At 72.7% G+C, this 23,260-nt stretch carries 20 protein-coding genes and 1 pseudogene; 19 read left to right on the top strand and 2 right to left on the bottom strand.

Translation table 11 applies throughout. The features are described 5' to 3' along the window. Nucleotides 1-365 (bottom strand): annotated as a pseudogene (locus AWW66_RS14790) (hypothetical protein); the annotation flags it as partial. A gap of 188 nt (nucleotides 366-553) precedes the next feature. Between AWW66_RS14790 and AWW66_RS14785 the strand changes: the two are divergent. Further along, nucleotides 554-1,378, top strand: coding sequence for a DUF3097 domain-containing protein (locus AWW66_RS14785; RefSeq protein ID WP_067365801.1), 825 nt, complete (start codon nucleotides 554-556; stop codon nucleotides 1,376-1,378). Between the two features lie 30 nt (nucleotides 1,379-1,408). Here the strand turns inward: AWW66_RS14785 and AWW66_RS14780 are convergent, their stop codons facing one another. Next, a complete protein-coding gene (locus AWW66_RS14780) occupies nucleotides 1,409-2,722 on the bottom strand; it encodes a serine hydrolase domain-containing protein (protein WP_067365798.1) in 1,314 nt (437 codons plus the stop codon). An 88-nt stretch (nucleotides 2,723-2,810) separates the two neighbouring features. Between AWW66_RS14780 and AWW66_RS14775 the strand changes: the two genes are divergently transcribed. The 18 genes from AWW66_RS14775 (at nucleotide 2,811) to AWW66_RS14695 (ending at nucleotide 23,259) form a co-directional block, all read left to right on the top strand. Further along, entirely contained in the window at nucleotides 2,811-3,284 is a 474-nt protein-coding gene (locus AWW66_RS14775; RefSeq protein ID WP_067365796.1) for an NfeD family protein, read from the top strand. Between the two features lie 4 nt (nucleotides 3,285-3,288). Continuing rightward, the gene (locus AWW66_RS14770; protein ID WP_067365794.1) at nucleotides 3,289-3,861 is read left to right on the top strand and encodes an SPFH domain-containing protein; all 573 of its coding nucleotides are present in this window, start codon (nucleotides 3,289-3,291) and stop codon (nucleotides 3,859-3,861) included. Between the two features lie 26 nt (nucleotides 3,862-3,887). Further along, the gene (locus AWW66_RS14765) at nucleotides 3,888-4,997 is read left to right on the top strand and encodes an SPFH domain-containing protein (protein WP_067365791.1); all 1,110 of its coding nucleotides are present in this window, start codon (nucleotides 3,888-3,890) and stop codon (nucleotides 4,995-4,997) included. Between the two features lie 204 nt (nucleotides 4,998-5,201). Further along, nucleotides 5,202-5,975, top strand: coding sequence for a hypothetical protein (locus AWW66_RS14760; RefSeq protein ID WP_067365788.1), 774 nt, complete (start codon nucleotides 5,202-5,204; stop codon nucleotides 5,973-5,975). Nucleotides 5,976-6,054: 79 nt separating this feature from the next. Beyond that, complete coding sequence (locus AWW66_RS14755) at nucleotides 6,055-8,250, top strand: transglycosylase domain-containing protein (protein ID WP_067365830.1); 2,196 nt, start codon at nucleotides 6,055-6,057, stop codon at nucleotides 8,248-8,250. A 177-nt stretch (nucleotides 8,251-8,427) separates the two neighbouring features. After that, a complete protein-coding gene (locus AWW66_RS14750) occupies nucleotides 8,428-9,318 on the top strand; it encodes a TrmH family RNA methyltransferase (RefSeq protein WP_083978497.1) in 891 nt (296 codons plus the stop codon). Nucleotides 9,319-9,511: 193 nt separating this feature from the next. After that, the gene (locus tag AWW66_RS32720; RefSeq protein WP_083978496.1) at nucleotides 9,512-10,024 is read left to right on the top strand and encodes a hypothetical protein; all 513 of its coding nucleotides are present in this window, start codon (nucleotides 9,512-9,514) and stop codon (nucleotides 10,022-10,024) included. A gap of 208 nt (nucleotides 10,025-10,232) precedes the next feature. Beyond that, nucleotides 10,233-12,146 (top strand): PucR family transcriptional regulator, encoded by a 1,914-nt coding sequence (locus tag AWW66_RS14745; RefSeq protein WP_067365828.1) that lies wholly within the window; start codon nucleotides 10,233-10,235, stop codon nucleotides 12,144-12,146. 255 nt (nucleotides 12,147-12,401) lie between these two features. Next, complete coding sequence (locus AWW66_RS14740) at nucleotides 12,402-13,604, top strand: dipeptidase (protein ID WP_067365826.1); 1,203 nt, start codon at nucleotides 12,402-12,404, stop codon at nucleotides 13,602-13,604. Next, nucleotides 13,601-15,241: an ABC transporter substrate-binding protein gene (locus AWW66_RS14735; RefSeq protein WP_169807111.1), complete on the top strand. Its 1,641-nt coding sequence runs from the start codon at nucleotides 13,601-13,603 to the stop codon at nucleotides 15,239-15,241. The genes AWW66_RS14740 and AWW66_RS14735 overlap by 4 nt, the downstream gene beginning before the upstream one ends. 37 nt (nucleotides 15,242-15,278) lie before the next feature. After that, nucleotides 15,279-16,232: an ABC transporter permease gene (locus AWW66_RS14730; RefSeq protein ID WP_067365782.1), complete on the top strand. Its 954-nt coding sequence runs from the start codon at nucleotides 15,279-15,281 to the stop codon at nucleotides 16,230-16,232. Nucleotides 16,233-16,353: 121 nt separating this feature from the next. After that, nucleotides 16,354-17,241, top strand: coding sequence for an ABC transporter permease (locus tag AWW66_RS14725; RefSeq protein WP_245648307.1), 888 nt, complete (start codon nucleotides 16,354-16,356; stop codon nucleotides 17,239-17,241). Nucleotides 17,242-17,244: 3 nt separating this feature from the next. Next, a complete protein-coding gene (locus tag AWW66_RS14720; protein WP_067365779.1) occupies nucleotides 17,245-18,420 on the top strand; it encodes a M24 family metallopeptidase in 1,176 nt (391 codons plus the stop codon). Beyond that, a complete protein-coding gene (locus AWW66_RS14715; protein ID WP_067365777.1) occupies nucleotides 18,417-19,250 on the top strand; it encodes an alpha/beta fold hydrolase in 834 nt (277 codons plus the stop codon). Before AWW66_RS14720 ends, AWW66_RS14715 begins: the two co-directional genes overlap by 4 nt. After that, nucleotides 19,250-20,236 carry an ABC transporter ATP-binding protein gene (locus tag AWW66_RS14710; RefSeq protein WP_067365774.1) on the top strand — a complete coding sequence of 329 codons (987 nt, stop codon included), beginning with the start codon at nucleotides 19,250-19,252 and terminating at the stop codon, nucleotides 20,234-20,236. Before AWW66_RS14715 ends, AWW66_RS14710 begins: the two co-directional genes overlap by 1 nt. Next, complete coding sequence (locus AWW66_RS14705) at nucleotides 20,220-21,209, top strand: ABC transporter ATP-binding protein (protein ID WP_067365772.1); 990 nt, start codon at nucleotides 20,220-20,222, stop codon at nucleotides 21,207-21,209. Before AWW66_RS14710 ends, AWW66_RS14705 begins: the two co-directional genes overlap by 17 nt. Before the next feature lie 32 nt (nucleotides 21,210-21,241). Further along, nucleotides 21,242-22,444, top strand: a complete 1,203-nt coding sequence (locus AWW66_RS14700) for a dipeptidase (protein ID WP_211271948.1) — start codon at nucleotides 21,242-21,244, stop codon at nucleotides 22,442-22,444. Nucleotides 22,445-22,530: 86 nt separating this feature from the next. Then, nucleotides 22,531-23,259: a GntR family transcriptional regulator gene (locus tag AWW66_RS14695; RefSeq protein ID WP_067365770.1), complete on the top strand. Its 729-nt coding sequence runs from the start codon at nucleotides 22,531-22,533 to the stop codon at nucleotides 23,257-23,259. Nucleotide 23,260 lies beyond the last annotated feature (1 nt).

The raw sequence follows: 23,260 nt of genomic DNA, 5'->3' as shown, positions 1-23,260 counted from the left end.
CCGGAGGTGTGCGTGCGTACCTGCGGGATCAGCCCCAGGCTCCCGGCGACGACGGCCTCGCCGGCGAGCAGCGCGGCGCCGGTGAAGTCGCCCGGCCCGGGCAGCCCGCGCGGGTCGCCGGGGGCCGGCAGCACCAGCCGGATCTCGTCCGGGGAGAGCTTCGCCAGGGTGGGCAGCGCGGTGGAGAGCGGGACGTCGGTCCACGTGCCGGGGGCGTCCGCGACCAGGTGCTCCTCGTCACCGGCGATCTCCTCGGCGACGTCGTCGAAGGGCACCAGACCGGCCCGCCACGCGCGGACCCAGGCCACGAACCGGCTGGACCGGCGCGGAGCAAGGGTGTCTGCGCCCGTTGCTGGGGAGGACATGCAGAGAAGAGTACGTGGTGAGCGGCGCCTCTGTCTCGACTGCCGGGGCACCCGTCCGGCGGCCCCGGCCCGCCTCGCCGACCATGCGTGGAATGCCCTGTGCCGCACCGTTTTCGCCCTGTTCGCAGGCCTGGCCGGGCGGCGCGCCGGGGGTGGGCCGGGGCCGCTCGCGGGTTACCGTGCTCGGCATGGCAGGGCGATACGGCGAGGACGTACTGGCCGGAAACTGGCGGCGGCGCCGGACGATTCCCGAGGTGGACGCCGAGGTCGACCTCGTGGTCGAGGACGCCGACTCCGGGTTCTGCGGCGCGGTGGTCGGGTTCGACTCCGGCGCGGTGGTGCTGGAGGACCGGCACGGCCGGCGGCGCAACTTCCCGCTGCTGCCGGCGGCGTTCCTGCTCGACGGGGCGCCGGTGACCCTGCGCCGGCCGGCCCGCACGCCGGTGCCCGCCGCCCGCCGCCGGACCGCCTCCGGGTCGGTCGCGGTCGACGGGGTACGGGCGCGGGTGGCGCGGGCCAGCCGGATCTGGGTGGAGGGTGTCCACGACGCCGCGCTGGTGGAGCGGATCTGGGGCGACGACCTGCGGATCGAGGGGGTCGTGGTGGAGCCGCTGGACGGCATCGACGCGCTCGACGCGCAGGTGCGTGACTTCGCCCCGGGCCCGACCCGGCGTCTCGGTGTGCTCGTCGACCACCTGGTGCCGGGCAGCAAGGAGAGCCGGCTGGTGGCCCGGGTCGACTCCCCGTACGTGCTGGTGACCGGGCATCCGTACGTCGACGTGTGGCAGGCGGTGAAGCCGGCGGCGCTGGGCATCGCGGCGTGGCCGGTGGTGCCGCCGGGGCGGCCGTGGAAGGAGGGGGTCTGCGCGGCGCTGGGCGTCGCCGACCCCGCCGACATGTGGCGGCACGTCCTGTCCCGGGTGGACAGTTTCGCCGACGTGGAGACTCCGCTGATCACCGCGATGGAGCGTCTGATCGACTTCGTCACCGAGCCGCCCGACGCCCTGGCCTGACGCGGGGCGGGGGCGGCCGGGCCGGGTGGGTCAGGGTTCCTGGTCGGGGGAGCGGGTGAAGACGAAGGTGGCGATGTCCAGGGCCACCGGGTGGCCGGCCTCGTCGCGCAGCACCGACAGGATCTCCCCGTGCTGCGCGCCGGAGCGGCCCCGCCACCGGTCCGGCCCCTCCGGGGTGAACCGCAGGGTGGGGCTGCCCACCGGGCCGGCGAGCAGGGTGCCGTCGGCCTCGGCGCGCAGTTCGTACTCGTACCCCATCCACCACCAGCGGCCGGTGAGGTCGGCCAGGGCGGCCGGGGGTGGGGCGGTGGCCGGGCGCCACGGGGCCACCGGCGTCGGTTCGGCGTCCAGCACCAGGGTCAGCACCTGCCGGGCGAGCGCGCCGATGTGCCCGCCGCGCAGGCCGTACGAGTTGGCGAAACCGATCACGCCGGTACGGGTGGGCCGGTGCACCGCCAGGGCGGCCACGTACCCGGGCATCGACCCGCCGTGCCCGACGTACACCCGGTCGCCGTCGCGGTACAGCTCCAGGCCGAGCCCGTGGCCGCCGGTCCACGAGTCGAGGTCGTTGATCGCCACCGGGGTGCACATCTCGGTGAGCGTCTCCGGCGCGAGCACCCCCGGATCGGGGTCGGCCAGGAAGGCCGCCCAGCGGGCCAGGTCGGTGGCGGTGGACCAGAGCTGCCCGGCGGGGGCCATCGCCCCGGTGTCGGTACGCGGCTCCTCGCGCAGCGTGTCGTGCCAGGGGTGCACCACGTACCCCCGGGCGTACGGCTCGCTGGCCTGGTACGTGGTGCGGGTCAGGCCGAGCGGGTCGAGGACGTGCCGGGTCAGCAGCGTCCACCAGGGCGTGCCGGTGACCCGTTCGAGCACCCCGCCGAGCAGCCCGTACGCCAGGTTCGAGTAGTGGTAGGCGGCGTGCGGGGCCAGGGCGACCTTGCCCGGGGTGAGCCCGGCGAGCAGGCTGGCCAGGTCGCCACCGGCGGAGCGTTCCCACCAGGGGCCGTCGGGCTCCCGTTGCAGGCCGCTGGCGTGGCCGAGGAGTTGGCGCAGGGTGCGCGGGGCGAGCGGGGTGCCCGGCAGGTACCGGTCCAGCGGGTCGTCGAGGGCCAGCCGGCCGGCGTCGCGGTGGGCCAGCACCAGGACGGCGGTCATGGTCTTGGTGATCGAGCCGAGCCGGTACTGCCGGTCGGCGTCCGGTCGGGGGTGCTCGCCGGCGCCCGCGAGGTGGGTGAGGGCGCCGTCCCGGACGACGCCGACCAGCAGCGAGGGGGCCCGGCCGCTGGCCTGGGCCCCGGTGACGAGCGCGTCCACCCGGCGGGCGGTGTCGGGCGCCAGCGACACGGCGGTCCTCCTCGACTCGCGGTTCGGAGATTGAGCCTACTGATCATGGCATTCGGCGGGACGTGCGTGGACGTGTCACGATCGAAGGGTGGACGCCGTGCTGTGGATCGTGCTGGGAGTGGTGCTGGCGGTCGCCGAGATCTTCACGGCGACGCTGTTTCTGATCATGTTCGCGGTCGGCGCGTTCGCGGCGGCGGGCGCGGCGGCGCTGGGTGCGCCGGTGGCGGTGCAGGCGGTCGTCTTCGCGGTGGTCTCCGCGCTGACCACCCTCGCGGCCCGGCCGACCATCCGCCGGCACCGGCGGACCGCTCTGGAGAGCGGCGAGCAGCCCTTCGGCGTCGAGGCGATCGAGGGCTCGACCGCGCTGGTCCTGGAGCAGGTCGACGTCGACCATGGCATGATCAAGATCGACGGCGAGTTGTGGAGCGCCCGGTCGTACGACGCCACCCAGGTCTTCGCGCCCGGCGAACGGGTGCAGGTGATCAAGGTCCAGGGCGCCACCGCCCTGGTCTGGCGGGACGAGATCACGCCCAGCGGTGAGCTGCCCGGGGTGGAGAGGTGAGCCGATGGAGCCCGTCGCCGCGGGGCTGCTGACCGCCGGAGTGGTGGTCGGGGTGGCCGCCGTCCTGACCAGGTCGGTGCGGACCGTGCCGGCGCACCGCCGGGACCTGGTGGAGCGGCTGGGGAAGTACCATCGAACCCTGGCGCCGGGACGGGCCGTGCTGGTGCCGTTCGTGGACGCCGTCCGAGCCGAGGTCGACCTGGGCGAGCAGGTGCGTGACCTGCCGCCGCAGCCGGTGGTCACCGCGGACGACGTGGTGGTGTCGGTCGGCGTCGGCCTGCGGTACACGGTGGCCGACCCGGTCCGCGCCACGTACGAGGTCGCGGACGTCGGCCGGGCCCTCGACCTGCTCGCGGTGACCACGCTGCGCACCGTGGTCGGCGCGCTCGACCTGGAGCGGACGGTGACCGGCCGGGAGGAGATCGCCCGGCAGTTGTCCGGCGCGCTCGCCGAGACCACCGGACGGTGGGGCATCACGGTGACCCGCGTCGAGGTTCGCAGCATCGAGCCGCCCCCGAATGTGATGGACCAGGGCACGCCGCCCGGTCCGGCGGGGACGAGGTCCCCGCTGTCATGAGCCGCCCCGAGCGGAAAGGTGAGTGAATGGAGTTCATAATCCCGGTCATGCTGATCGCCGTCGCGCTGATCGGCGTGATCACGCTGGCCAAGTCCATCCGGATCGTGCCGCAGCAGCGGCAGGACGTGGTGGAGCGGCTGGGGCGGTACAAGCGCACCCTGAACCCGGGGCTCAACGTGCTGGTCCCGTTCATCGACGCGGTCCGGACCAAGGTCGACATGCGCGAGCAGGTGGTCAGCTTCCCGCCGCAGCCGGTGATCACCTCCGACAACCTGGTCGTGTCGATCGACACGGTGCTCTACTTCAAGGTCGTCGACTCGGTCCGGGCCACCTACGAGATCTCGAACTTCCTCCAGGCGATCGAGCAGTTGACCGTGACCACGCTGCGGAACGTGATCGGCTCGCTGGACCTGGAGCGGGCGCTGACCAGCCGGGAGGAGATCAACCGGCACCTGTCCGGCGTGCTCGACGAGACCACCGGACGCTGGGGCATCAAGGTGACCCGGGTCGAGATCAAGGCGATCGAGCCGCCGCCGAGCATCCGTGACTCGATGGAGAAGCAGATGCGCGCCGAGCGGGACCGCCGGGCGGCGATCCTCAACGCCGAGGGACACAAGCAGTCGCAGATCCTCTCCGCCGAGGGTGAGAAGCAGGCCGCGGTGCTGCGCGCCGACGGTGACCGGCAGGCCCGGATCCTGCAGGCCGAGGGTCAGGCCAAGGCGATCCGGACCGTCTTCGACGCCATCCACCAGGCCAACCCGAGCCAAAAGGTGCTGGCCTACCAGTACCTCCAGGCGCTCCCGCAGATCGCCAACGGCACCGCCAACAAGGTCTGGATCGTGCCGACCGAGCTGACCCGGGCCCTGGAGGGCATGGGTGGCGCGCTCGGCGGGTTGAGCCAGATGGTCGGCGACGTGCCCTCGAAGGAGGCCTCCGACGGGGCCAGCGAGGTGGAGCGGGAGGCCGCCGAGGCCGCCCAGGCCGCCGCCGCGGCGGCCCAGGAGATCCACGACGAGGTACGGGTCGCCGAGGCGCAGGCGGCCGGGAGCAAGCCGGCGCCGGGGCTGCCAGCACCGGAGCCGGTCTCGCCGGCCAGCCTGGTGGCCGACCCCGCCGAGCAGCGGGAACGCGGCTGACCGGGCCGGGGGACGGGCTGCGGACCGTCCCCCGGCGCGGCTGACCGGGTCGCCCGGCGGGTCGCCGCCGGCCCGGTCGACACATGTGAATAATCCTCATGCGGCGCCCCGGCGCCTGCCACGATCGGTCCCAGGACGGGTTGGTGAGCGGGCGCCGGGGCGCCGGTGCGTCGGCGTACCGCCCCGCAGGAAGCGAGGTGACGCATGAAGGATCCGGTGAACAGGGTGTGGTCCTCGGCCCCGGTACCCGGCGCGCACGACCCCGCCGGTCCGCTGGGCACCCGGCGTACCGGGGGCGGGTTCGGGGTGCTGCCGTTCGTCGTCGACCCGACCCCGGCCGGCCCGGCGACCAACGCCACCTGGGCCTGGTCGGTGCGCCGGCTGGCCCGCGCGGCGGTCTGGCTGCTGCCGGCGTACGCGATCCTCTACGGCGTCGTCGCCATGGCCAGCGACGGCGGGGTGGGCAACGACCCGTACCCCGCCGACGGCCGCCCGGTGTACCTGATCGGCTGGGTCGCCGCGGTCTGGCTCGGCCTGCTCGCCCTGCTGGCGCTGACCGGACTGCTGGCGGCCACCCGCAGCCGCCGGACGGCCACCGCCGGGCTGCTGGTCAGCATCGCCGGCACGGTGCTGATGCTCCCGTTCGCCGGCTTCGCCGAGCAGACCCCGGTCTTCGGCACCACGGCCCGCTCCCTGGTCCTGGTCGGCGCCTGCTGCTACAGCGTGGGCTGGTTCCTGACCGGCTGGGCGGTGGCCCGCTCGGGGATGTTCAGCATCGGCGACGGCACCCTGCTGATGGTCGCCGCCCCGCTGCTCGGTCTCGGCGGGGCCCTGATCGGCTCGTTGCAGACCTTCGGGGCGATCGCCGTGCTGATCGCCGGAATCGGCATCGGCTACCGCTCCGGCCGGCTCGTCCCGGCCGCCATCGCCCGCGACGCCGCCAGCGCCAGCCTCTCCACCACACCACCCGCACCGTGACCGTTTTCGCAGGTGAGATGGACGACACGGAGCGGCCGACGGTGGTCGGACACGGAGGAACGTGGCAATGCTGGGAACCATGCCGTCATCCCGGACCCCGCTGTCGAGGCTGTTCACCGTGCTGCTCGCCGGCGTGCTCGTCGGTCTGGCCGTCGCGGTCGCCGCGCTGCCGGGCAACCTCCTGCTCGGTCTCACCGCGCGTTCGGCGCTCGAGGCGTACGCGGACCTGCCGGCGGCGCTGCGCACCCCGGCCACCCCGCAGCGGTCCTACCTCTACGCCAACGACGGCACCACGCTGATCACCACGTTCTACGACGTCAACCGTACCGACGTGCCGCTGACGGAGATCGCGCCGGTGATGCGGCAGGCGATCGTGGCCGCCGAGGACCGCCGCTTCTACGAGCACGGCGGCGTGGACCTGCGCGGCATGCTCCGGGCCCTGGTCGCCACCGCCGACGGCAGCACCCAGGGCGGCTCCACGCTGACCATGCAGTACGTCCGCAACGTGCTCAAGAACGACCCGAGCCTGAGCGCCGAGGAGCGGGCCGCGGCCACCGAGCAGACCGTCGGGCGCAAGCTCCAGGAGATCCGGTACGCCGCCGCGCTGGAGGACCGGCTCAGCAAGGACGAGATCCTCAACGGGTACCTCAACATCGCCTACTTCGGCTCCGGCGCGTACGGGGTCGCCGCCGCCAGCCAGCGCTACTTCGCCAAGCCCCCGGCGGAGCTGACCCTGGCCGAGGCGGCCCTGCTGGCCGGGCTGGTGCAGTCGCCGGACCAGTACAGCCCGATCGACGGTGACGCCGACGCGGCCCTGAACCGGCGGTCGTACGTGCTCGACTCGATGGTCACCACCGGGGCGATCACCGTCGAGCAGGCCGACCGGGCCAAGGCCGAGGAGCTGATTCTGAACCCGACCGGGCAGCCCAACGGCTGCACCGCCGCCCCGAACGGCGACGACACCGGCTGGGGCTTCTTCTGCGACTACCTGCGCCGCTGGTGGCTGGAGCAGCCGGCCTTCGGCGCCACCGCCGAGGAGCGCGAGCAGGCGCTGCGCCGGGGCGGGTACACCGTCGTCACCACCCTCGACCCGGACGTGCAGGCCACCGCCCAGCGCCAGGCCACCGCCGTCTACGACTACGACAACAAGCGGGCGCTGCCGATCGCGGCGGTCGAGCCGGGCACCGGGAAGGTCCTCGCCCTGGCCGTGAACCGGCACTACAGCCTGGCGGCCAACCCGGACGGGCAGGACAACCACCCCCACACGGTCAACCAGTTGGTCGCCGGTGGCGGCAGCGTCGAGGGGTACCAGGCCGGGTCGACCTTCAAGCTGTTCACCATGCTTGCCGCGCTGGAGAACGGGCGTACCCTCGCCACCGGCTTCGACGCGCCCAGCCGGCTGCCCACCCGCTACCCGGCCGACCCCGGCGACGCGACCTGCGACGGCCGCTGGTGCCCGGCCAACGCCAACCCGGCGTGGATGGACGGGTACCGGATGATGTGGGACGGCTTCGGCCGGTCGGTGAACACGTACTTCGTCTGGCTCGCCGAACAGGTCGGCCAGGACAAGGTGGTGGAGATGGCCCAGCGTCTCGGCATCACCTTCCGCGCCGAGGCCGACGCCACCTTCGCCGAGAACAACGCCGCGGACTGGGGCTCGTTCACCCTCGGCGTGGCCGCCACCACCCCGTTGGACCTGGCCAACGCGTACGCCACCGTGGCCGCCGAGGGCCTGTACTGCGCCCCGACCCCGGTGCTGTCGGTGACCGCCCCGAACGGTGACCGGGTGCCGGTCGGCGACCCGTCCTGCCGGCGGGTGCTCGACGCCGACGTGGCCCGCGCCGCCACCGACGCGGCCCGCTGCCCGGTCGGCCAGCAGTCCTCGTACGGGCAGTGCAACGGCGGTACGGCCACCGCCGTGAACCGGATCCTCGACGGCCGGCCGGTCGCCGGCAAGACCGGCAGCTCGGAGCGGGCCGCCACGGAGAGCTTCGTCGGCTTCACCCCGCAGGTCGCGGTGGCCGGTATCGCCGCCAACCCGGACGACCCGAGCGACTCCGTCGGCGCCGCCGTGCAGGCCCGGGTGATCACCGGGGTCGCCGAGGTCATCTCGACCGCCGTCGAGGGCCAGGAGGTCCGCCGGTTCACCCCGCCCAGCCGGGAGCTGGCCGGCGAACCCCGCCGCCCGACCCCCCGCCCCACCCCGACGACCGAGGACCGGCAGAACTCCCTCCCCAACGACGTCATGCGCTGGCTCCAGGGCCGCCGCGGGTGACGCGGGAGCTCAGCCGCCGGGCACGTCGGGTGCCGGGCGGGTCTGGGACTGAGGTGGGGTACGAGAGGCTTTCGAGCTGCCCCGTTCATGGGACCACCGTGCGGGCCGCTGCCGGGCCGCCTTTCGGGCCGGGAGGCGGCCGGACAGCGACAGTGGTGCGGCGGACCTGCCCCGTCTGTGTGGGCAGCTCGAAAGGGGCCGAACCCGTGGTACCCGCCACGTGGCAGGGGCACGGTCCGGGTCGGGCAGAATCGGCGGGTGCCCGTCCACGAGATCACCGACCCGGACGACGACCGGATCGCCGACTACCGCGCCCTGACCGACGTCGAGCTGCGGACCCGGTGGGAGCCGCCGCACGGGCTGTTCATCGCCGAGGGGGAGCTGGTGCTGCGGCGGGCGCTGCGCGCCGGTTACCCGCCCCGGTCGTTCCTGGTCGACGCCAAGCGGGTGGACCAGCTCGCCGACCTCGACACCGGTGACGCGCCGGTGTACGCGGCCACCCCGGACGTGCTGGAGAAGGCGACCGGCTTCCACGTGCACCGGGGGGTGCTGGCCTCGTTCCACCGCCGGCCGCTGCCCGAGGTGGCGCGGGTGCTCGCCGACGCCCGCCGGGTGGTGATCCTCGAGGACGTGAACAACCACACCAACCTGGGCGCCATCTTCCGGGCGGTGGCGGCGCTCGGGGTGGACGCGGTGCTGCTCTCCCCGTCCTGCGCCGACCCGCTGTACCGGCGCAGTGTCCGGGTCAGCATGGGGGAGGTCTTCGCCGTGCCGTACGCCCGGTTGACGCCCTGGCCGGACGCGCTGGCCGAGGTCCGCGCGGCGGGCTTCACGGTGCTGGCGATGACCCCCGCGCCGGACGCGGTACCCGTCCAGCGGCTGACCGCCGGGCAGCGGGCCCGGTCGGCGTTGCTGCTCGGGGCGGAGGGGCCCGGGTTGAGCCGGGCGGCGATGACGGCCAGTGACGTGCGGGTGGTGATCCCGATGCGGCGGGGGGTCGACTCGCTCAACGTGGCCGCCGCGACCGCCGTGGCCTGTTGGGAGCTGGGCCGCGACGACCCACTGTAGCGACCCCGGCCGGTTGCCCGGCTTCGCGCGGGCCGCTCCGATGCTGGCGCTGGGTCGGCCGGTCCAGTGGATGAGACAAGCCGCCGACCTGCGCCGGGTGGCGGACAAGCGGCCCGGTCGTGCACGGGGTTTCCCGGTACCGCCCCTAGACTGGGCCCGCCCATGAGCTGCGTACCCGAGAGCGGAGAGCCTGATGCAGGTGACCGAAGTCCTCGATGTCGTGACCGCACTACACGTCGCGGCCGAGCACCCCGACGTCACGGCCATCACGCGCTACGGGACGGACACCCGTCCCGGCGGACAGTCCCCGTGTGGCGTGAAGGTGACCTACCGGTCCGGCTCGTCGGCGTTGCTCTGGGCGGCTGAAGCGCCCAAGTCCGCACCAGCGGCAGTGCCGCTGCCGGCCGAGATGCCACCGCCCATCGAGCGGGCGACGCGGATGCTCATGTTCACCAGCGAGCTGCTCGACACCGCGCGTCCGCCGTCCCTGCGAAGCTGGGAGGCGTGCGGCTATCCCGGTGTCCATCTATCGCCGTGTGCCCTGCGGATCGTCGCTGCCGACGGCGCCACGACGTACCTGCGGGTCACCGTCGCGTCGGGCCCCAGCCGAGAACCGGACAAAGACTCCCACCGTGATTATCGGATCCCCGAAGGAGCCCGTGAATGGCCCCCCAGAGTTCCTGCGCCGTCTGCGGTGCCCGGGTAGGGCGTCTCCCCGGGTCGCCCCTGCCCGTCGCACCAGGCCATGGGTAGCCGGGGCACGTGCCCCGGATCCGGGCGACCCACGTCCTAGCATCCTCCGGTGCCGACCCGCGGTGCCGCCGCAGCGGCCGGGTCGGCATGGTGGAGGTCGTCGCCGGACCGTACGCCCGGCCGGCTGTCCGGCGCAGGTCACGGCCGGTAGCGTGGCGGCCGTGTTCCCTACCGTGTACGAGGTGCTGGTCCTCGACCCGGTCCGGCACGGCGCACCCCGGCTGGTGGCCGGTGAGGCCGGCCTGGACCGGCCGGTCCGGTGGGTGCACGTGACCGAGGTGCCCGACATCGCCCCGGAGCTGGGCGGCGGTGAGCTGGTGTTGACCACCGGCATCGGGCTGCCCGCCGACGACGCGGGGCTGCGCGCGTTCGTCGCCGCGCTGGCCGAGGTGGGGGTCTCCGGGCTGGTGGTCGAGTTGGGCCGGCGGTACGTCGGTGGGGTGCCGCGCGCGATGGTGGCGGCGGCCGAACGGCGTGGACTGCCTTTGGTCGAGCTGCGACGGCCCACCCCGTTCGTGCGGATCACCGAGGCGGTGCACGCGCTGATCGTGAACGCGCAGCTCACCGAGTTGCGGTCCACCGAGGAGATCCACCAGCGGTTCACCGACCTCTCCGTCGAGGGGGCCGGGCCGGGGGAGGTGCTGCGGCAGGCGGCCGAGTTGTCCGGCTGCCCGGTGGTGCTGGAGAACCTGTCCCGGCAGGTGCTCGGCTACGACGCGGCGGGGGAGGACGCGCAACTGCTGCTCGACGGCTGGGAACGGCATTCCCGCCGGATCCGGCCGGTCGGGCGGACCGCGTACGACCCGGACAGCGGGTGGCTGGTGACCACGGTGGGCGCGCGGGGGCAGGACTGGGGGCGGCTGCTGCTGCGCTGGCCCGGTGGGGGTGGCGCCGACCTGCCGGTGGTCGCCGGTCCGGCGGGTCGTTCGGTGCCCGGGGGGCCGCCGACCCGGTTGACGATCCTGGTCGAGCGGGCCGCCTCGACGCTGGCGCTGGGCCGGCTGATCCAGCGCGACGCCGAGGGTCTGGAGCGGCAGATCCACCGCACCCTGCTCACCGCGCTGCTGGACCACTCCCGGCCGGTGGACGAGGTGGCGCTGCGGGCGCGGGCGCTCGGCGTGGTGCTGGAGCGGCGGCACCTGGTGGGGGTGGTGGTCCGGCAGCGCGGTGACGACCCGGTGGGGGAGCACGGGCCGCCCGACGCCGGCCCGGACGCGGCGCCGGCCCGGCTGCGGGACCTCGCCGAGGCGGTGGGGCAGGCGCTGCGGGAGGCCCGGTTGACCGGGCTGTTTAGCGCGATCGACGACACCGCCGTGGGGGCGTTGCTCGCGCTGCCGGATCCGGCGGCCGAGGGGCGGTCGCTCACCGCGTTCGCCGCCGCGTTGCGCCGGCTCCGGGCGAACCCCGGCGCCCGCCCGGTGGCCGCCGTCGGCGCGGCGGTGCCGCGTACCCCGGTCGGCGACCCGGACCCGCCGCGGGTGGCGGCTCCGGTAGGCCGTGACCACCTCCGGTCGGCCGGTCCGGCCGGCGGCGAGGCCGACGGGGCGGCGGGTGCGCCCGGCGCGGAGCAGGCCGGGTCGGCGGGCGGGGTGGGTGTGCCGGACGCCGGGCCGGTCGAGGGGGCGGCGGGCCTGATCGTGGCCGCCGGGTCCGGGGTGGGGAGCCTGCGGGAGGCCCGGCGGTCGTTGCTGGAGGCCCGGCAGATCGCCGACGCGGCCCGGCGGGACCGGCGGGACCTGCCGGTCTTCCGGTTGCCGCACATCGGGCTCGCCGGGCTGCTGCACCTGCTGCGCGACGAGCCCCGGGTGCAGACGTTCGTGGAGCGGGAGCTCGGGGCGCTGCTGGCCCACGACGCCCGGCATCCGCGCGAGCAGTTGGTCGGCACTCTGCGGGCGTACCTCGACCAGGGGCGGAACAAGTCGGCGGCGGCGGCCGTGGCGCACCTGTCCCGGCCGGCCTTCTACGAGCGGCTGGCCCGGATCGGGCGGATCCTCGACGTCGACCTCGACTCGGTCGAGGCGTGCCTGTCCCTGCACGTGGCCCTGCTCGCGCTCGACGCGGTGCGTCACCCCTGATTCCTTCGAGGGCGCGGCCCGGCCGGACGCACGGGGTGGGCTGACCGTTCCGCTGATCCGGTGATCAGCCTCCTGAGCAGGGTGTTTGTTGCTGGCGGGTTAATTTCGCCCGGCTGGATAACGGTCAGGTCACGGAATCTTCCCAACCCGTTTACTCGTCACATAGCGTGCTCGAAGGCAGGAGGTCAGACCTCCATCCTCATGCCTCGTCGGTGTGTCACGGCGGGGCCCGAGTGGACCGAGGTGAGCTGGTTGGTGCAGGACGTAGCCCCCCGATACGACGGATACCGGTCGTTCGACTACCTGGAGCCCCGGGTCGACTACAAGGTCTTCGAGCTCGCTCCGCAGCTCGGCCGGGTGCCCGAGCACGACCTCGGCCTCAGCGACACGCAGCGGCAGCGGGTGAGCCGGCTGCTGACCGAGCAGATGGCGATCTCCCTGCACGAGCACCCGAAGATCCTGCCGGCCGACGTCAGCCAGCTGCGGGACTACAACCGCACCGGGCGCAACTCGTTCGGCTTCGAGGGCCTGGCCCGCTCCGGCATGACCGCCGTCTTCGACAACTTCATGAACGGCACCGGCTGCGTCACCAGCGAGCACGCCTGGAAGTGGGACGACGTCATCTACGACATCGGCCTGCGCTTCGCCGACGTGGCCAAGCAGGACTACGTGGTGGTGGCCACCACCCTGGAGGAGATCTTCGCGGCCAAGCGCAACGGCCAGCTCGCCCTGGTGGCGGGGCTGGAGGCGGCCACGATGATCGAGAACGAGCTGGACCGGATCGACATCCTGTACGGCTTCGGGGTCCGGCAGATGGGCATTGCCTACAGCCAGGCCAACATGCTCGGCTCCGGCCTGTCCGAGGTCACCGACGGCGGGCTGACCCACTTCGGGCGGCGGGCCGTGACCCGGATGAACAAGCTCGGCATCGCCATCGACGTGTCGCACTCCGGCGACCGGACCTCGCTGGAGGTCATCGAGGCGAGCCGGGTGCCGGTCTTCATCACCCACGCCGGGGCCCGCAGCGTCTGGAACACCCCCCGGATGAAGTCCGACGAGACGATCCGGGCCTGCGCCGAGCGGGGCGGGGTGATCGGCATCGAGGCCGCCCCGCACACCACCCTCTCCGCCGAGCACCCCCACCACTCCATCGAGTCGGTGATGGACCACTTCACCTACTGCGTCGACCTGGTCGGCATCGACCACGTGGCGTTCGGCCCGGACACCAACTTCGGTGACCACGTCGGCCTGCACGACAGCTTCACCCAGCACCTGGCGATCAGCAACGCGCACGGCGCGGTGGAGCACCCCCGGGTGCCGTACGTCTCCGGCATGGAGAACCCGGCCGAGTGCTTCAGCAACATCGTCGGCTGGCTGGTCAAGCACGACTACTCCGATGACGAGATCGCCAAGGTCATCGGGGGCAACATCATTCGCGTTCTTCGGGAGGTCTGGTGAGCACGTCCAACATCCGCCGGCTCGGCCGGTGGCGGGTCGCCGTCGCGGTCGGCGCCGTCGCCGCGCTGGCCCTGTCCGGCTGCGGACTCAACGAGGGCAACGACTCCGGTGAGAGCACCTCCGGTGACGGCAGCACCGTGCTGCGCATCGGGACCACCACCGACGTCTCCAACTTCAACCCGCTGCAGTCGCTGTCCAAGACCGACTCCTGGATCCTCAACGCGATGTACCCGCACCTGCTGCGGATCGACGAGAACGCGAAGAAGGCCCCGGAGCTGGCCAAGGACTACGGGTACGAGGACGACGGCAAGACCGCCGTGTTCAACCTGCGCGACGACTTCAAGTGGACCGACGGCCAGCCGGTGACGGCCGAGGACGTCAAGTTCAGCGCCGAGAAGATCATGGAGTACAAGCTCGGCAACGTCGCGGCCAAGCTGACCTGGGTCGAGTCGATCGAGGCCACCGACGCCACCACGGTCAAGTTCAAGCTGTCCCAGCCGTACGCGCCGTTCGCCGAGGGCGTCGGCTTCTGGATGTCGATCGTCCCGAAGCACGTCTTCGAGAAGGCCGGCGACCTGTCGAAGTTCGCCAACGACTCGGACTGGGTCGGCGCCGGGCCGTTCGTCCTGGACAGCGCCACCAAGGGCCAGCGCTACGTGATGAAGCGCAACGAGCACTACCCGCTGGCCCCCGAGGGCAAGGCGGCCCTCACCCAGGTCGAGTACCGGGTCTACCCGGACGTCAACACGATGATGCTGGCCCTGCGCAACGGTGACATCGACCTGATGGGCAACCCGGTGCCGGCGTCGGCGGCGAAGTCGTTCGACAACGACGACAAGATCGAGATGACCAAGGTCGGGGCGCTGGGCTTCGCCCACCTGACCTACAACATGAACAACAAGGAGTTGGCCAAGCAGGAGGTCCGGCAGGCGCTGTCCATGTCCGTGGACACCAAGGCCATCATCGCCTCCGTGCTGCAGGGCGACGCCCAGCAGATGGCCGGCCCGATCTCGCCGATCTTCTCCGAGTACGACAACACCGAGATCCAGCCGTACCCGTTCGACCCGGAGGGTGCGAAGGCCAAGCTGAGCGCGGCCGGCTACACCGACGGCAACGGCGACGGGTTCTTCGACGGGCTCAGCTTCGGCGTCGCCTGCGACCAGTCCAACGCCAACATCACGCGGGTGGTGCAGCTGTTCCGGGAGAGCGCCGCCAAGGCCGGCATCAAGCTGGAGAACGAGTGCGTGGAGCGGAACACCTTCCTGGCCCGCACCAAGAGCGGTGAGTACGACATCGACGCCTCGCAGTGGGGTGTCTTCGACAACCCGATGGACCAGCTCCGCAGCACCTACCTGTCGAGCAACCCGGGTGGCATCAACTACAACCTGCTCAAGTCCGACGAGATGGACCGGCTGATCAACGACGCCGCCGGTACCACCGACCAGGCCGCCTTCGTCGAGAAGATCAAGAACATCGACAAGGTCGTGCACGAGCAGGCGTACCTGACCCCGCTGTACGTGGAGAACTTCCAGTTCGCCCACAACGCCAGCAAGTTCACCGGCTTCGTCGCGTCGCCGTCGGACCTGCTCGGCATGGTCACCGCGTACTCGCTGGCCCAGGTCAAGCCGGTCGGCTGAGCCGGCACGCACACCCGAGAAGGGAAAGGGGGTCCCCGTGGCACGGTTCGTGCTCAGCCGGGCGGTCAAGGCCGTCCTGACCGTGTGGATCGCGATCACCGCGACGTTCTTCCTGCTCCGGCTGCTGCCCGGGGACCCCACGACCCTGATGGTCGAGGGGGACATGACCCCGGAGATGCAGGCGGCACTGCTCAAGACGTACGGCCTGGACCGGCCGCTCTGGGAGCAGTACGTGTCGTACCTGCGGGAGCTGACCCAGGGCAACTTCGGCATCTCGTTCCGGCAGATCCAGCCGGTCACCGACATCCTGGTCGACCGGTTGCCGTGGACGCTGCTGCTGGCCGGTACGGCGTTCCTGGTGACCATCGCCATCGGCATCCCGATCGGGGTGTACGCGGCGGTGCACCGGGGCCGCTGGCCGGACAAGATCCTCCAGGCCGCCGGCATCGGCGGGCACGCCCTGTTCGTGCCGAGCGTGGCGATGCTGCTGCTGGTGTACCTGGGGGCCCGGCTGGGCTGGTTCCCCATCGGCGGGGCGATCGACCCGGACACCCGGGGGCTGGCCGCGTACGCGAGCCTGGCCCACCACCTGGTGCTGCCGGTGGCGTCCCTGGTGCTGGTGCAGCTCGGCCCGTACGCGCTGACCCTGCGCACCAACATGATCGAGGTGCTCGGCGAGGACTACATCCGGGCCGCGCGGGCCCGGGGCCTGTCCACCCGGCGGCGGGTCTGGAAGCACGGCCTGCGCAACGCGATCCTGCCGGCGCTGACCCTGATGGGTCTGCAACTGGGCACCCTGGTCGGCGGGGCGGTGCTCACCGAGACCGTCTTCGCCTACCCCGGCGTCGGCCGGTTGATCTTCGAGGCGGTCGGGCAGCGGGACTACCCGGTGCTCCAGGGCGCCTTCATCATGCTCGCCGTCACGGTGGTGGTCGCCAACACGCTGACGGACCTGCTCTACGCCGTCCTCAACCCACGGATCCGACTGTGATCCCCCGATACCCGGCCGGGGCCCGCCGGCCGATCCCGGCCCGGCACCGGCCGGGCGGCACACCGGGCCCCGGCCGTCCGGCCCCGACGGGGGCGGCCGTCATCGACGAGAGGAGAGTCCGGTGAGCGCTCCGGTGCTGACCGAGCAGACGGTGCCGCCCACCGAGCCCCAGGTGGGGGCCACCCGGGCGGCCTGGCGGGACTGGCTGCGCCAGCCGTCGGCGCTGTTGTCGGTGGCGGTCCTGGCGGTGATGGTGCTGCTGGCGCTCTTCGCGCCGCTGATCGCCGACGAGCCCGGCGGTACCAGCGCCGACGTGCTGCAACCCCCGTCCGGGGCGCACTGGTTCGGCACCGACGACCTGGGGCAGGACATCTTCGCCCAGGTGGTCTGGGGGACCCGGACCAGCCTGGTGATCGGGGTGGCCGCCTCGCTGATCGCCCTGGTCCTCGGCACCGCGATCGGGCTGGTCTCGGCGTACGTGCGCGGGGTGGACGCGGTCGGCACGGTGATCACCGACGTGATGCTGGCGCTGCCCACCCTGCCCCTGATGATCATGCTGGCGGCGGTGGTGAGCCCCAGCGTGGTGACCCTCACCGTGATCATCGGCGTCTTCGCCTGGCCCGAGGTGGCCCGGCTGATCCGCTCCCAGGGCCTGGTGGTGACCGCCATGCCGTACATCGACGGGGCGAGGGTGCTCGGGGCCAGCGGCTGGCGGATCGTCAGCCGGGAGATCCTGCCGGCGGTGGTCCCGCTGATGGTGGTGAGCGTGCTGCTGACCGCGTCCCGGGCGGTCATCTCCGAGGCCGGCCTGAGCTTCCTCGGCCTCGGCGACCCCGACTCCTGGTCGTGGGGACGGATCCTGCTCAACGCCCAGCGCAGCGGCGTGGTCGCGATCGCCTGGTGGCAGACGCTCTTCCCGTCCCTGGCGATCCTCTTCCTGGTGCTGTCCGCGACCGTCGCCGGGATGCGCTTCAACGACTCCCGTGACCCCCGACGCAACGGAGGCTGACCCGTGCGGCTGCCCGACAGTTTCTACTCGACCGTCCGTGCCCGGCTGACCGAGGCGCTGCACGAGCGCGACCTGGACGGCTTCCTGGCCAGCTCCCCGGCGGACGTCGCCTTCCTCAGCGGGTTCTTCTACATCGCCACCGAGCGGCCGGTCTACCTGTGGATGCCCCGGGAGGGGGACCCGCTGCTGGTCATCCCGCGCCTCGACGAGGAGTACGCGGCCCAGCAGGGGGTCACCCTGGAGACGGTCAGCTACGCCGAGTTCCCCGGGGTGGTCACCCCCGAGCAGACCCTCGCCGCCGCGCTGGGCGGCCGGCGCAGCCGGCGGATCGGGTACGGCGGCGGGCTCACCGTCGGGGCGCTGGGCAAGCTCACCGCCGCCCTGCCCGCCGCCGAGCTGGTGGTCACCGACGCGGTGGCGCGGCTGCGGCTGCGCAAGTTCCCCGAGGAGATCCCGCTGCACGAGGCGGCGGCCCGGATCTGCGACGACATGCTCGCCGCCGGTCGGGAGCTGATCACCGAGGCGCTGCGCGCCGGCCGGGAGCTGCCCCGCGAGGACGAGATCGCCCGGCACGTCATCGGGTACGGCACCGACCGGATGTACGCCGAGTACGACATGGTGGTCTACACCACCAAGCTGGCCGGGGGACTGGTCTACGCCGGTCCCAACTCGGCGCTGCCGCACGGCCTGCCGACCCGGCGCCGGATCCAGCCCGGGGACACCCTGATCCTCTCCCTCGGCGCGGCGGTGGCCAGCCGGTTCGTGGAGAGCGAGCGGACCTTCGTGGTCGGTGAGCCCACCGCCGAGCAGCGCCGCTACTACGAGGCCGACCGGGAGGCACAGCAGGTCGGCACCGAGGCGATGCGGGTCGGGCGGACCTGCGCCGAGGTGAACCGCACCTGCCTGGACGTGCTGCGTGGGCACGGGCTGGGCGACTACATCCGGCACCGGCAGGGCCACGGCATCGGGTTGCAGAACCACGAGCCGCCCTGGGTCGAGGACGGTGACGACACCGTGCTGGCCGACGGGATGCTGCTCTCCAGCGAGCCCGGCGTCTACGTGCCGGGGCACGCCGGCTACCGGATCTCCGACACCGTCCTGGTCACCGACGCCGGCCCGCGCCGGCTGACCAGCTACCCCCGCGACCTGGAAGCCAACATCATCGAGGGAGTCCGATGAAGATCAACGGTGCCGAGCTGGTGGTCGAGGCGTTCGGCCCCGAGGACGCTCCGGCCATGATCGTCCACCACGGGGCCCCCGGCCTCGGGTCCCGCTCCGAGCCCACCCGCTCCTTCGGGCCGTTCGCCGACCGGATGCGGGTCATCGTCTTCGACGCCCGGGGTTCCGGGGAGTCCAGCGACGACGAGCCGTTCACCCACGAGCAGTGGGTCGCCGACGTCGACGCGATCCGGGAGCACTTCGGGTACGAGAAGATCGTCATGGCCGGCGGCTCGTACGGCGGGTTCATCGCCATGGAGTACGCCGTCGCCCACCCGGACCGGGTCTCCGCGCTGATCCTGCGGGACACCGCCGCCGACACCGCGCACGACCACCTGGCCGTGGAGCGGGCCCGCAGCACCGACCGGACGGTGATCCCGCAGTGGGCCATCGACCGGATCGGCACCGGCCGGTTCGCCAGCAACGACGAGCTGCGCGACTACTGGCGGGCGATCCTGCCCCTCTACGACCACCAGCACGACCCGGCCAAGGACGCCGCCCGGCTGGCCGCCACCCGGTTCCACTACCGCACCCACAACGCGGCCTTCGGGCAGAACATGCCGGCCTACGACCTGAAGCCGAAGCTGCCCGGGATCACCTGCCCGACCCTGGTCACCGTCGGCCGGCACGACTGGCGTACCCCGGTGGAGGCCAGCCAGGTCATCGCCGACCTGGTCCCGGACGCCCGGCTGGTGGTCTTCGAGCACGCCGGGCACTCCCCGCAGCTGGAGGAGCCGGAAAAGTTCCAGCGGGTGGTCCGGGAGTTCCTCGCCGAAGCCGGGATCCTCTGATGGAACCCCTGCTGAAGGTCACCGACCTGCGGGTGTCCTTTCCCGGGCCGAGCGGGCCGGTGCACGCCGTCAACGGGGTCGGCCTGGAGCTGGCCGCCGGCCGGACCCTCGCCCTGCTGGGGGAGTCCGGCTCCGGCAAGAGCGTCACCGCCCAGGCGGTGATGGGCATCCTCGACGTCCCGCCGGCCCGGGTCGCCGGCTCGGTCACCCTGCGCGGGCGGGAGCTGCTGACCCTGTCCCCGCGGGACCGGGACCGGGTCAGCGGCGAGGAGATCGGGATGGTCTTCCAGGACGCGATGGCCGCCCTGAACCCGGTCTTCTCCGTCGGGGACCAGATCACCGAGCTGCTGCGGGTGCGCCGGGGCATGTCCCGCGCCGACGCCCGCCGCCGCGCGGTGGAACTGCTCGACCGGGTCCGCATCCCGGCCCCCGCCAACCGGGTGAAGGACTACCCGCACCAGTTCTCCGGGGGCATGCGGCAGCGGGTGATGATCGCCCTGGCCATCGCCCTGGAACCGGCGGTGCTGATCGCCGACGAGCCCACCACCGCCCTGGACGTCACGGTGCAGGCGCAGGTGATGGAGCTGATCGCGGAGATCCAGCGGGACAGCGGCATGGGGCTGCTGCTGATCACCCACGACCTGGGGGTGGTCGCCGAGGTCGCCGACGACGTCGCGGTCATGTACGCCGGCCGGATCGTCGAACGGGGCACCGTCGAGCAGATCTTCGACGGCCCGGCCCACCCGTACACCGAGGGGCTACTCGCCTCGATGCCCCGGGTGGACCGCACCGACGAGGAGCTGTACGCCATCCCGGGCGCCCCGCCCAACCCGGCCCGGCTGCCCACCGGCTGCCCGTTCCACCTGCGCTGCCACCGGGTCACCCCGGAGTGCCGCAGCGACCTGCCCGCCCTGGAGCCGCTGCCGGCCCACCGGGCCAGCGCCTGTCACCACCGCACGGAGGTGCTGCATGCCACCCAGCGATGACGTCGTGCTCCGGGTCGAGAACCTGGTCAAGCACTTCCCCCTCAAGCGCAGCGGGTCGCTGCGCGCGGGCGGGGTGGTCAAGGCCGTCGACGGGGTCAGCTTCGAGCTGCGCCGGGGGGAGACCCTCGGCGTGGTCGGGGAGTCCGGCTGCGGCAAGAGCACCCTGGCCCGGACCCTGGTCGGGCTGGAGAAGCCGACCGGGGGCAGCGTCCGGTTCGGTGACGCGGTGGTGCACACCGCCCGGGGCCGGGAACTGCGGGCGCTGCGCCGGCGGATCCAGATCGTGCTCCAGGACCCGTACACCTCGCTGAACCCGCGCCGGACCATCCGCGAGATCCTCACCCAGCCGTTCGAGATCCACCCCGACGTGCTGCCGAAGGCCCGGCGGACCGCGCGGATCTCCGAGCTGCTCGACCTGGTCGGCCTCGACCCGAGCCTGCACCTGGACCGGTACCCGCACCAGTTCTCCGGCGGGCAGCGGCAGCGCATCGGCATCGCCCGCGCGCTGGCCCTGCAACCCGACGTGGTGGTCTGCGACGAGCCGGTCTCCGCGCTGGACGTCTCCGTCCAGGCCCAGGTGGTCAACCTGCTGGAGCGGTTGCAGAAGGAACTGGGCGTGGCGTACGTCTTCATCGCCCACGACCTGTCGGTGGTCCGGCACATCTCCGACCGGGTCGCCGTGATGTACCTCGGCAAGCTGGTCGAGAGCGGCCCGGGGGCCCCGCTGTACGACGCGCCCCGGCACCCGTACACGAAGGCGCTGCTGTCGGCGGTGCCGGTGCCGGAGCCGGCCAGCCGGACCAACCGGCAGCGGATCCTGCTGGCCGGCGACCCGCCCAGCCCGGTCGACCCGCCGTCGGGTTGCCGGTTCCGGACCCGCTGCTGGCAGGCCACCGACACCTGCGCCACCCAGGAGCCACCGCTGGCCGGCCCGGAGCACCCGGTCGCCTGCCACTACCCGCTGGCCGCCTGACGCGCCGGCTTCGTCCACGAAGGAGAGATACTGTGCTGCAAGAACCCGCGCCGCGGTACCAGGGCCACAAGTCCTACGAGTACCTGGAGCCGCACTCGGACTACCGGGTGTTCGCGCTGGCGCCGGAGCTCGGTCGGGTGCCCGGACACGACCTCGGCCTGACCGACGCGCAACAGCAGCGGGTCACCCGGCTGCTGACCGAGCACATCGCGATCTCGCTGCACGAACACCCGGTGATCCTCCCCGAGGACGTGCGGGAGCTGCGCGCGTACAACCGGACCGCCCGGCAGCGCACCGGGTACGAGGGGCTGTCCCGCTCCGGGCTGACCGCCGTGTTCGACAACTTCATGGCCGGGGCGTCCTGCGTCACCAGCGAGAACGGCTGGAAGTGGAACGACCTGGTCTACGCGGTCGGGATGCGGCTGTCCGACGTGTACAAGCAGGACTACGTCACCCTGGCGACCTCGGTGGCCGACATCCACGCCGCCAAGCGGGACGGCCGGCTCGCCCTGGTCGCCGGCCTGGAGTGCAGCAGCCCGATCGAGAACGAGCTGGACCGCATCGACATCCTGTACGGCTTCGGCATCCGGCAGCTCGGCATCGCGTACAGCCAGGCGAACATGCTCGGCGGCGGGCTGTCCGAGAAGTCCGACGGGGGGCTGACCCACTTCGGGCGGCGGGCCGTGGACCGGATGAACAAGCTGGGCATCGCCATCGACGTGTCGCACTCCGGGGACCAGACCTCGCTGGACGTCATCGAGGCGTCCCGGGTGCCGGTGTTCATCACCCATGCCGGCGCCCGGTCGGTGTGGGACACCTCCCGGATGAAGCCGGACGAGGTGATCCGGGCCTGCGCCGAGCGCGGCGGCGTGATCGGCATCGAGGCGGCCCCGCACACCACCCTGTCCGAGAAGCACCCGCACCACTCGATCGAGTCGGTGATGGACCACTTCACCTACTGCGTCGACCTGGTCGGCATCGACCACGTGACGTTCGGCCCGGACACCATGTTCGGCGACCACGTGGGGGTGCACAACACCTACGCCGCCAACTACGGCCACGACGCCGGCAACCGGCCGGAGCACCCCCGGGTGGAGTACGTGTCCGGCGTGGAGAACCCGGCCGAGGCGTTCACCAGCATCGTCGGCTGGCTGGTCAAGCACGACTACTCCGACGACGAGATCGCCAAGGCCATCGGCGGCAACACCCTGCGGGTCCTGGAGCAGGTGTGGTGACCACCCGAACGACCGTGCCGGGCGTACACCGCTAACTACTACACTCCGTCTGCCGGTGGGCGGCGGTGAGCGAGAGGTGAGGGTGGATGGCTCGGCGCGAGACCGCGCTCCAGGCGGCACAGGGACGGCTGTTGGATCTGATCGGCAGCGAGTTCCACCCCGGGGACAAGCTGCCCAACGAGCGTGAGCTGGCCGACCTGCTGGAGGTCAGCCGGGCCACCGTCCGCGAGGTCCTCGGCCAGCTCGCCGCCGAGGGCGTGGTCCGCCGCACCTGGGGGATCGGCACCTTCGTGCACGAGCCGGCCGGCCGGGTGCCGGTGGCGATCGGGGACGTCACCGCGCTGCGCGACCGGATCACCGCCTCCGGGCACCGCCCCGCCCTGCGCGACGCCACGGTGAGCCGGGTGGCCTGCCCCGGGGACTGCGCCGACGTCCTCGGGCTGGCCCCCGGCGCCCCGTGCTGGCGGGTGGACCGCCTCTTCGCCGTCGACGAGGTCCCGGCCGTGTTCATCCGCGACCACCTGCCGTTGCGGGTGGCCGACCGGGACCTCGACCCGTCCGGCCTGCTCAGCATCGACCTGGACATGTTCGAGTTCCTGGCCGGTGCGACCGGGATGCCGGTCCGGCGGGCCGAGATCGAGTTCGCCGCCGTCCTCGCCGACGAGGAGCTGACCGCCCGCCTGGAGGTCCCCGCCGGGCACCCCCTGGTCAACGGCACCCAGATCGGGTACGGCAGCGGTGACGTGGCCCTCTTCCACGGTCACCTCACCGTCCGCACCGACATCCTCACCCTGAAGATCAGCCGGGTCGGCTGAC

This window comes from Micromonospora rosaria, assembly GCF_001567585.1.
GTDB lineage: Bacteria > Actinomycetota > Actinomycetes > Mycobacteriales > Micromonosporaceae > Micromonospora > Micromonospora rosaria.
Note: the sequence above shows the minus strand (reverse complement) of the source record. Positions and strands in the feature narration are given on the sequence as shown.

Coding starts and splice junctions, on each gene's coding strand:
- AWW66_RS14785 (WP_067365801.1), top strand. CDS start 554: ATGGCAGGGCGATACGGCGAGGACGTACTGGCCGGAAACTGGCGGCGG.
- AWW66_RS14770 (WP_067365794.1), top strand. CDS start 3,289: ATGGAGCCCGTCGCCGCGGGGCTGCTGACCGCCGGAGTGGTGGTCGGG.
- AWW66_RS14765 (WP_067365791.1), top strand. CDS start 3,888: ATGGAGTTCATAATCCCGGTCATGCTGATCGCCGTCGCGCTGATCGGC.
- AWW66_RS14760 (WP_067365788.1), top strand. CDS start 5,202: ATGAAGGATCCGGTGAACAGGGTGTGGTCCTCGGCCCCGGTACCCGGC.
- AWW66_RS14755 (WP_067365830.1), top strand. CDS start 6,055: ATGCCGTCATCCCGGACCCCGCTGTCGAGGCTGTTCACCGTGCTGCTC.
- AWW66_RS32720 (WP_083978496.1), top strand. CDS start 9,512: ATGCAGGTGACCGAAGTCCTCGATGTCGTGACCGCACTACACGTCGCG.
- AWW66_RS14715 (WP_067365777.1), top strand. CDS start 18,417: ATGAAGATCAACGGTGCCGAGCTGGTGGTCGAGGCGTTCGGCCCCGAG.
- AWW66_RS14710 (WP_067365774.1), top strand. CDS start 19,250: ATGGAACCCCTGCTGAAGGTCACCGACCTGCGGGTGTCCTTTCCCGGG.
- AWW66_RS14705 (WP_067365772.1), top strand. CDS start 20,220: ATGCCACCCAGCGATGACGTCGTGCTCCGGGTCGAGAACCTGGTCAAG.
- AWW66_RS14695 (WP_067365770.1), top strand. CDS start 22,531: ATGGCTCGGCGCGAGACCGCGCTCCAGGCGGCACAGGGACGGCTGTTG.